Source organism: Alphaproteobacteria bacterium (assembly GCA_040905865.1).
In the GTDB taxonomy this organism is placed as follows: Bacteria; Pseudomonadota; Alphaproteobacteria; order UBA8366.
On record JBBDQU010000085.1, the window covers coordinates 201,342 to 210,255 of the forward strand.

At 61.4% G+C, this 8,914-nt stretch carries 7 protein-coding genes; all 7 read left to right on the forward strand.

Annotation, left to right across the window (positions count from 1 at the left end):
• The first annotated feature begins 12 nt into the window (after positions 1-12).
• The 7 genes from nusA to pnp all read left to right on the forward strand — a co-directional run bounded on the left by nusA (position 13) and on the right by pnp (position 8,822).
• Entirely contained in the window at positions 13-1,623 is a 1,611-nt protein-coding gene (gene nusA / locus WD767_21005; GenBank protein ID MEX2618572.1) for a transcription termination factor NusA, read from the forward strand.
• Between the two features lie 16 nt (positions 1,624-1,639).
• Complete coding sequence (locus WD767_21010; protein ID MEX2618573.1) at positions 1,640-2,284, forward strand: RNA-binding protein; 645 nt, start codon at positions 1,640-1,642, stop codon at positions 2,282-2,284.
• Positions 2,277-4,811 carry a translation initiation factor IF-2 gene (gene infB / locus WD767_21015; protein MEX2618574.1) on the forward strand — a complete coding sequence of 845 codons (2,535 nt, stop codon included), beginning with the start codon at positions 2,277-2,279 and terminating at the stop codon, positions 4,809-4,811. Before WD767_21010 ends, infB begins: the two co-directional genes overlap by 8 nt.
• Before the next feature lie 70 nt (positions 4,812-4,881).
• The gene (rbfA, locus tag WD767_21020) at positions 4,882-5,283 is read left to right on the forward strand and encodes a 30S ribosome-binding factor RbfA (GenBank protein MEX2618575.1); all 402 of its coding nucleotides are present in this window, start codon (positions 4,882-4,884) and stop codon (positions 5,281-5,283) included.
• Positions 5,273-6,199, forward strand: a complete 927-nt coding sequence (gene truB / locus WD767_21025) for a tRNA pseudouridine(55) synthase TruB (GenBank protein MEX2618576.1) — start codon at positions 5,273-5,275, stop codon at positions 6,197-6,199. The genes rbfA and truB overlap by 11 nt, the downstream gene beginning before the upstream one ends.
• Positions 6,200-6,215: 16 nt before the next feature.
• A complete protein-coding gene (rpsO, locus tag WD767_21030; GenBank protein ID MEX2618577.1) occupies positions 6,216-6,485 on the forward strand; it encodes a 30S ribosomal protein S15 in 270 nt (89 codons plus the stop codon).
• Positions 6,486-6,680: 195 nt separating this feature from the next.
• The gene (gene pnp, locus WD767_21035) at positions 6,681-8,822 is read left to right on the forward strand and encodes a polyribonucleotide nucleotidyltransferase (GenBank protein ID MEX2618578.1); all 2,142 of its coding nucleotides are present in this window, start codon (positions 6,681-6,683) and stop codon (positions 8,820-8,822) included.
• Positions 8,823-8,914 lie beyond the last annotated feature (92 nt).

Here is an 8,914-nt window from a genome sequence, read left to right on the forward strand (position 1 = left end):
GGCGATTCACGTATGGAAAACGTAGCGCAGCTTACCATGGAAATCCTGCAGGTCGCCGATGCGGTGGCGCGGGACAAGGGCATCGACCGGGAACAGGTTCTCGAGGCGATGGAACAGGCCATTCAGAAGGCCGGCCGGTCGAAATACGGTCTGGAGCACGATATCCGCGCGACCATCGACCGCAAGACGGGCGACATTCAGCTTGCCCGGTATCTCGAAGTCGTCGAGGAGGTTGAAAACGAAGCAACCCAGCTTACTCTCGACCGGGCCCGGGAACGCAAGGCCGATGCCGAGATTGGCGAATTCCTTGTCGATCCGCTGCCGCCGATAGATTTCGGCCGTATCGCGGCGCAGACAGCGAAGCAGGTTATCGTCCAGCGGGTCCGTGAAGCGGAGCGGGAGCGCCAGTTCGAGGAATACAAGGACCGTATCGGCGAAGTCGTCAACGGCCTGGTCAAGCGGGTGGAATTCGGCAACGTCACTGTCGACCTGGGGCGCGCCGAAGGCGTCATGCGTCGCGACGAATTCCTGCCGCGCGAACATTTCCGCCGCAACGAACGCGTCCGCGCCTATATTTTCGACGTCCGGCCGGAATTGCGCGGACCGCAGATTCACCTGTCGCGGACGCACCCTCAGTTCATGGCCAAGCTGTTCGCGCAGGAAGTGCCCGAAATTTACGACGGCATCATCGAAATCGACGCCGTGGCGCGCGATCCGGGCAGCCGGGCCAAGATCGCCGTCCATTCGAACGACAGCAGCATCGATCCGATCGGCGCCTGCGTAGGCATGCGCGGCAGCCGGGTTCAGGCGGTCGTGTCGGAACTGCAGGGCGAGAAGATCGATATCATTCCCTGGTCGCCGGACCCGGCAACATTCGTCGTCAACGCATTGGCGCCGGCGGAAGTGGCGAAAATTGTCCTCGACGAGGAACAGAACAAGATCGAAGTCGTGGTGCCCGACGAACAGTTGAGCCTGGCAATCGGCAGGCGGGGCCAAAATGTCCGCCTTGCGTCGATGCTGACCGGCTGGGATATCGATATCCTGACCGAAGAAGAGGAATCGGAACGCCGCCAGAAGGAATTTCTGGCGCGTAGCGCCCGGTTTATCGAGGCCCTTGATATCGATGAGGTTATTGCCCATCTACTCGTGACGGAGGGATTCTCATCCGTCGAGGAAGTCGCGTATGTTCCGGTTGAGGACGTATCGAGCATCGAAGGCTTCGATGACGACCTGGCGGCCCAGTTGCAGTTGCGCGCGCAGAATTTCCTGGAAGCGGAAAGTGCCCGTCTGACCGATCGCCGCCGCGAACTCGGCGTGACGGACGATCTGGTCGCCCTGCCCGGTCTGACGCCGCAAATGCTGATCAAGCTTGGCGAAAACGGCGTCAAGACGATGGAGGATTTTGCCGACCTGGCATCCGACGAACTGACGGATCCGGAGGATGGCTATTTCGCGTCGTTCGAAATGCGCGAAGCGGAAGCCAATGAACTGATCATGCAGGCCCGGATAGCCGCGGGATGGTTTACCGAGGAAGAATTGCGCAACGCGGAGCTGGAAAAGCTGGCCGCCGAGGAGAAGGCCCAGGAAGAACGCGCGCTGCAAAACGAGCGGGCAGAGGTCTGAATCAGGTATCGCCACGATGGCCGCAGCACAGATACTTGATTCACCGGGCGATGGCGGAGCGCCCGACATCATGGCGGAATCGCACCGTCGCTGTATCGCGTCCAACGTCTCGAAACCGATGGTCGAATTGCTGCGATTCGTGGTCGGACCGGACAATTCCATCGTGCCGGACATCACCGGACGGCTGCCCGGACGCGGAATTTGGTTGAGCGCGGACCGAATTAGCATTAAGACGGCATGTGAACGAAGGCTGTTCGACCGTGCGGCGCGCCGCGCCGTCATTGTGGATGATCGGCTGGCGGAAAGGATTGAAAGTCTTCTGGTTCGTCAATGCACGGACTTGTTGGGACTCGCACGCCGTGCGGGACAGGCGGTAGCCGGATTTGTAAAAGTCCGCAGCTGGCTGCAGCAGGGGCAGGCGGCGTTGCTGTTTTCGGCCCTTGACGGCGCCGCGGACGGTCGTGAGAAATTGCAGCGGATGACTCGCGGCGTTCCGGTGGTCACCGTGCTGCGGGCGGAAGAATTAGGCGTCGCATTTGCCCGCGACAGATCGGTGCATGTCGCCGTAGCGTCAGGCGGATTGGCGACGAAGCTGACCCAGAATACCGTAAGGCTATCCGGCTTCCGGCAGGTGCCGGAGAACGAGGAAGACGATGAGTGAAAGCAAAGATCCCGACGTTAAACTGAGCTTGAACAAGCCAAGCCGGTTGGAACTGAAGAAAACTGTCGAGACCGGTCAGGTCCGGCAAAGCTTCAGCCATGGCCGGACGAAAGCCGTTACCGTCGAGGTGAAGCGCAAGCGCACGTTCGAGCGCGCTGTGGGCGGCGGCATGCAGGAAGTACAGAAGCGCGGGCAGACTCTGTCCCTGCAGGGCGAGCCGGCGCCAATGCTTCCGCCGGGCGAGAGTCATCTGACTGAAAGTGAACGCGCGGCGCGGCTGCGGGCATTGCACAGCGCCGCCGAACAGAGTGAGCGCGAGCGGCTGGAAGAGGAAAAGGCCGCCAAGGCGCGGGAAGCCGCACGCCTGCTGGAAGAGGAAGCGCGTCGCGTCGCCGAAGAAAAGGCGAAGAAGGAAGCCGCTGAAAAACCGGACGAACCGGAATCTCCTGCGCCTGTGCTGGACGTTGTGGCGCCGGTACCCGAAAAAACGCGGCCGGCAGAGCCCCGCAAGCCGGTTATCGATGAAGACGAATCCGACGAGGAACAGGGCCGTCGCGCGGCCGCGGCCCGGCCGGATGCCAAGCGCACCCAGACATTGCGGGCCCGGCAGGAGCCGCGCCGGCGTTCGTCCAAACTGACGATTACGCAGGCGCTGGAAGATGAAGGCGGAACGCTGGAGCGCGCGCGGAGCATCGCTTCCCTGAAGCGGGCCCGCGAACGGGAAAAACAGCGCTCGCGGGAAATGCTGGCGGATTCCGATTCGAGCAAGTTCGTCCGCGATGTGATTATTCCGGAAACCATTTCCATATCGGACCTGGCAAACAGAATGGCGGTCCGGACGGTCGATGTCATCAAGACGCTGATGAAATCCGGCGTGATGGTGACCGCGAACCAGACAATCGACGCCGACACGGCGGAAATCGTCGTGTCGGAATTCGGCCACAAGATCCGCCGCGTTGCGGAATCGGATGTCGAAATCGGTATCGAAGGTGAAGTCGATACTGCGGAATCGCTGATGCCCCGGGCGCCGATCGTCACCGTGATGGGCCATGTCGATCACGGCAAGACCTCATTGCTCGATACCCTTCGGAAGGCCAATGTCGTCTCCGGAGAGGCCGGGGGAATTACCCAGCATATCGGCGCGTATCAGGTAAAGCTGTCGACAGGCGCCATGATTACCTTCCTGGACACGCCGGGCCATGAGGCGTTTACGGCCATGCGCGCCCGCGGCGCCAGCGTCACCGACATTGTCGTGCTGGTTATCGCGGCGGATGACACCGTGCAGCCGCAGACGGTTGAAGCCATCCATCATGCCAAGGCCGCCGGTGTTCCGATCATTGTCGCGATCAACAAGATCGACCGGCCGAATGCCGATCCGAACAAGATTCGAAATGAACTGCTGTCGCATGACATCGTTGTCGAAACGCTGGGCGGTGACGTTCAGGACGTCGAGATTTCCGCCACCGTCGGCACCAATATCGATGCGCTGGAAGAAGCCATTGTGCTTCAGGCGGAACTGATGGAACTGAGCGCCAATCCGGACCGCGAAGCCAAGGGCGCGGTTGTCGAGGCCCGGCTGGAGCATGGCCGCGGCGCGGTCGCGACCGTGCTGGTCACGCGCGGCACCCTGCGCGTCGGCGATGTGTTCATTGCCGGCGCCGAATGGGGCCGTGTCCGCGCCCTGATCAACGACCACGGCGAAAACGTGCAGGAAGCCGGCCCGGCGATGCCGGTCGAGGTTCTGGGGGCCCAGGGCGCACCGGCCGCGGGCGACGATTTCGCCGTCGTGGGGGATGAATCCCGGGCGCGCGAAATAACCGCATACCGGCAGCGCAAGGCGCGCGACGCGCAGATTGCGGTCGGTTCGCGAGGAACGCTCGAACAGATGTTCGACCGGATCAAGGATGGCGAGGCGGCGTCGATGCCGATCCTCCTGAAGGGCGACGTTCAGGGTTCCGTCGAAGCCATCTCCGCGTCGCTGAGGGGTATGGAGACGGACGAGGTGAAATGCACCATCCTGCACTCCGGCGTCGGCGGGATTTCCGAATCCGATGTCGCGCTCGCCGGAGCGTCGCAGGCGATCATCCTGGGCTTTAACGTCCGCGCCAACCCGCAGGCCCGGGCCCTCGCCAAACAGGAACATGTCGATATCCGGTACTATTCGATCATCTATGACCTGATCGATGACATGCGGGGCCTGATGAGCGGAATGCTGGCGCCGGAAATAAGGGAAAAGGTTATCGGCTACGCCGAGTTGCGCGAGGTCTTCAATATCACGAAGACCGGCAAGGTCGCCGGCTGCTACGTCACGGAGGGCTATATCCGCCGCGGCACCAAGGTACGGCTCCTGCGGGACAACGTCGTCGTCTTCGACGGCGCGCTCAAGACGCTCAAGCGCTTCAAGGACGATGTCCGCGAAGTGCAGAACGGGTATGAGTGCGGCATAGCGTTCGAGAACTACAACGACATCAAGCAGGGCGATGTCATCGAATGCTACGAAGTCGAAGAAATTCAGCGCGAGCTATAGGCCCCGCATTTTGGCAATCTCAGCGCCCGTCGCGTTGCCCCGAACTTCGGGGCGCGCGGGTTTGGATAATATGCGCAAAAACAGATCCCCATCACAACGGCAGTTGCGCGTAGGCGAATCCCTGCGTCATGCGCTCGTCGACGTGCTCGCGCGCGGCGTGCTGCGCGATCCGGTTCTGCAGGACGTCTCCATCACGGTCAGCGAAATCCGGGTCAGCCCGGACCTCAAGAATGCGACGGCCTATGTCATGCCGCTTGGCGGCGACGAAGCCGATGAAATCGTGTCGGCCCTGCGCCGCGCCGCGCCCTTCCTGCGCAGCGCCCTGGCCGCCGAGACCCGGTTGAAGCATGCGCCGCGCCTGTCCTTCGAACTCGACCAGAGTTTCAATCGGGCGACCAGTATCGACGCCCTGCTGCGGCATCCGAAGGTCGCGCAGGATTTGCAGCGGGAGAGGGACGACGATGGGTCGTAGGCAGAAGGGCCGGATCGTCAACGGCTGGCTCATCCTCGACAAGACCTGCGGCATTACCTCCACCGGCGCGGTCAACCGGGCAAAGTGGCTTTTCGACGCGCGCAAGGCCGGTCATGGCGGCACGCTGGACCCGATTGCGACCGGGTTGCTGCCGATTGCGTTCGGCGAAGCGACAAAGACCGTTTCCCATGTCATGGACGGTACGAAATCGTACCATTTCACCCTGCGCTGGGGCATTGAAACCGATACCGACGATATCGAGGGCGACCCGATCGAATACAGCGATGTCCGGCCGGCCCATGCCGATGTCGAACGGGCCCTTTCCGCCTTCAGGGGGCGAATCCAGCAAACGCCGCCGAAATTTTCCGCCATCAAGATCAATGGCAACCGGGCATACGATCTTGCCCGCGATAACAGGCCGGTCGACCTCGCGCCGCGGCCTATCGACATTTTCGACATCCATATCGCGGATATGCCGGACGGGGACCATACGGTTTTTTCCGTCACCAGCGGCAAGGGCGCCTATATGCGCGCCCTGGCCCGCGATATCGCCCGTGCCGTCGGCTCCGTCGGGCATGTATCCGCCCTGCGCCGCACGGCGGTCGGGCCGTTTACCGAGGCGGATGCGATTTCGCTGGACGAACTGGAGTCATTTGGGCAAATTGCCGCCCGTGACGAAAAGCTATTACCGGTTGAAACCGCGCTGGACGACATCCCGGCGCTGGTTGTAACCGAATCGGAAGCCGCCCTGCTGCGTAACGGCCGGGCGGTATCCCTGTTGCAGAAGGTGGACCTTCAGCGTATCGCCGATTTCAATCAGGGCGATACGGTCTTGGCCAAAACAAAAACCAAACCGGTGGCGCTTGCACATTATGCGGCTGGTGAGGTGAAGCCCTTCCGCGTGTTGAACCTCTAATTTCAAGGAGTAATCGATGTCGATTACGGCTGAAAAGAAACAGGAACTCATTGGCGAGTTCGCAACGAAATCTGGCGACACCGGGTCGCCCGAAGTGCAGATTGCCGTTCTGACGGAACGGATCCGCAATCTGACGGAACACCTGCAGACGCATAAAAAGGATTTTCATTCCCGCCGCGGCCTGTTGATCATGGTCGGACAACGGCGCCGTCTGCTTGACTATACCAGACGCAAGAGTCAGGAGCGCTATGAAGCGCTCATTAACCGGCTGGGGCTGCGCCGTTAACAGCGCCGGCAGGACGGGCGCAAATATGTCATGCGCTATGTCGCCCGTTCCAGAAAGAATGCATGAACCAGTTTCGGGAACCAGACCCCTGGCGCCACACCGTCGCGCTTTCGCGGCGGGGCGCCATTGGTAAACCGGCCATGGGCATGGGTCCGTGGTCGCGGTTCTCGTATGACCGTATGTGAAGGACGATAGATGTTTGATGTGAAGAAGAAGGAAATGATGTGGGGCGGCAGGCGCCTCGTTCTCGAAACCGGCAAGATTGCCCGTCAGGCCGATGGCGCCGTGCTGGTAACCTATGGCGACACTAAGGTGCTGTGCACCGCCGTTGCCCAGAAACAGCCGAAAGTCGGGATCGATTTTTTCCCGCTGACAATCAATTACCAGGAAAAGACATTCGCGGCCGGCAAGATTCCCGGCGGATTTTTCAAGCGCGAAGGCCGACCGAGCGAAAAGGAAACGCTCACCTCCCGGCTGATCGACCGGCCGATCCGGCCGCTGTTCGCCGAAGGGTTTCACAATGAAACCCAGGTGATCTGCACCGTTCTGGCGCATGACCTCGAAAACGACCCGGATGTTCCCGCGCTGATCGGCGCCGCCGCGGCGCTGACGATTTCCGGTATTCCGTTCCTGGGCCCGCTTGGCGGCGCCCGTGTCGGATATATCGACGGGCAATATGTCCTGAACCCGCTCGCCGACCAGTTGCCGGACAGCACGCTGGACCTCCTTGTCGCCGGTACGCAGGAAGGCGTGCTGATGGTCGAATCAGAGGCATCCGAACTCGACGAGGACGTGATGCTCGGCGCCGTCATGTTCGGTTACCGCGAATTCCAGAAGGTCATCGACCTGATTATCCAGCTGGCCGAAACCTGCGCCAAGGAACCCTGGAACGTGCCGCCGCCGGCGGACGCCGAAGCCTCGGTCAAGTCCCGCCTGAAGGAACTGGCGGAAGCATCCATCCGCGATGCATATGCCATCACGGTCAAACAGGACCGGGTTGAGGCGTTGTCCGCGGCCAAGGAAACCGCCTTCAAGGCGTTGGCCAACGAAATGGGCGACGATTACGACGCCCAGCTTGCCGGCGGGCTGATGAAGAAGCTGGAGAAAGACGTCGTTCGCGGCAACATCCTGAAAACCGGCATGCGGATCGACGGTCGCGATACCAGGTCCGTCCGGCCGATTGCAGCCGAAGTCGGCATTCTGGATCGCGCCCATGGTTCGGCGCTGTTTACCCGCGGCGAAACCCAGGCGCTCGTCGTCACCACGCTGGGCACCGGCCAGGACGAGCAGATTATCGATGCGCTCGAAGGGGAATACCGCGAGCATTTCATGATGCATTACAACTTCCCGCCGTATTCGGTGGGCGAGGCATCGTTCCTGCGGACGCCGGGACGCCGCGAGATCGGGCATGGCAAGCTGGCATGGCGGGCCATTCACCCGCTGCTGCCGTCCAAGGCGGATTTCCCCTATACGCTCCGCGTCGTTTCGGAAGTTACCGAATCGAACGGCTCCTCCTCGATGGCAACCGTTTGCGGGTCGTCCATGTCCCTGATGGATGCGGGTGTGCCGCTGGTGCGATCCTGTGCGGGTATCGCCATGGGCCTGATCAAGGAAGGCGACGAATTCGCCGTCCTGTCGGATATCCTGGGCGATGAGGATCACCTGGGCGACATGGATTTCAAGGTCGCGGGTACGGAACTCGGCATTACCGCCCTGCAAATGGACATCAAGATCACCTCGATCACCGAGGAGATCATGAAGATTGCCCTGGCGCAGGCGAAGCAGGGCCGCATACACATCCTGAATGAAATGGAGTCCGGGATCACGTCGGTCCGGCAGGGCGTGTCGGAACATGCGCCGCGCATCACGACCATGACCGTGCCGCGCGACAAGATCCGCGACATCATCGGGGCGGGCGGCAAGGTTATTCGCGAAATCTGCGAAGTGACCGGCGCCAAGATCGATATCGAGGATGACGGCACCATCAAGGTTGCCGCCGTCGATGCGGAAGCGGGCGAAAAGGCGATGAAGTGGATTCACTCCATCGTTGCCGAACCGGAAGTCGGCGTCATCTATGACGGCAAGATCGTCAAGATCATGGATTTCGGCGCCTTCGTTAACTTCTTCGGCGCCCGCGATGGCCTGGTTCATATTTCCGAACTGGCGAAGGAACGCGTCGGTTCGGTCGGCGATGTCGTCAGCGAAGGCCAGACGGTCAAGGTCAAGGTCCTCGCGATCGACGACCGGGGCAAGGTCAAGCTGTCGATGCGCGCCGTCAACCAGGAAACCGGCGAAGACCTGGGCGAGACGCCGCGCGAAGGCGGCGGCCGGCGATAGGCTGAAATCGCAAGATCAAAGGGCGGCGAGATTTCTCGCCGCCCAGACCGCTGACAAACCCCGTCGGATTTCCGGCGGGGTTTTCCTTTTGA

Coding starts and splice junctions, on each gene's coding strand:
- nusA (MEX2618572.1), top strand. CDS start 13: ATGGAAAACGTAGCGCAGCTTACCATGGAAATCCTGCAGGTCGCCGAT.
- WD767_21010 (MEX2618573.1), top strand. CDS start 1,640: ATGGCCGCAGCACAGATACTTGATTCACCGGGCGATGGCGGAGCGCCC.
- infB (MEX2618574.1), top strand. CDS start 2,277: ATGAGTGAAAGCAAAGATCCCGACGTTAAACTGAGCTTGAACAAGCCA.
- rbfA (MEX2618575.1), top strand. CDS start 4,882: ATGCGCAAAAACAGATCCCCATCACAACGGCAGTTGCGCGTAGGCGAA.
- truB (MEX2618576.1), top strand. CDS start 5,273: ATGGGTCGTAGGCAGAAGGGCCGGATCGTCAACGGCTGGCTCATCCTC.
- rpsO (MEX2618577.1), top strand. CDS start 6,216: ATGTCGATTACGGCTGAAAAGAAACAGGAACTCATTGGCGAGTTCGCA.
- pnp (MEX2618578.1), top strand. CDS start 6,681: ATGTTTGATGTGAAGAAGAAGGAAATGATGTGGGGCGGCAGGCGCCTC.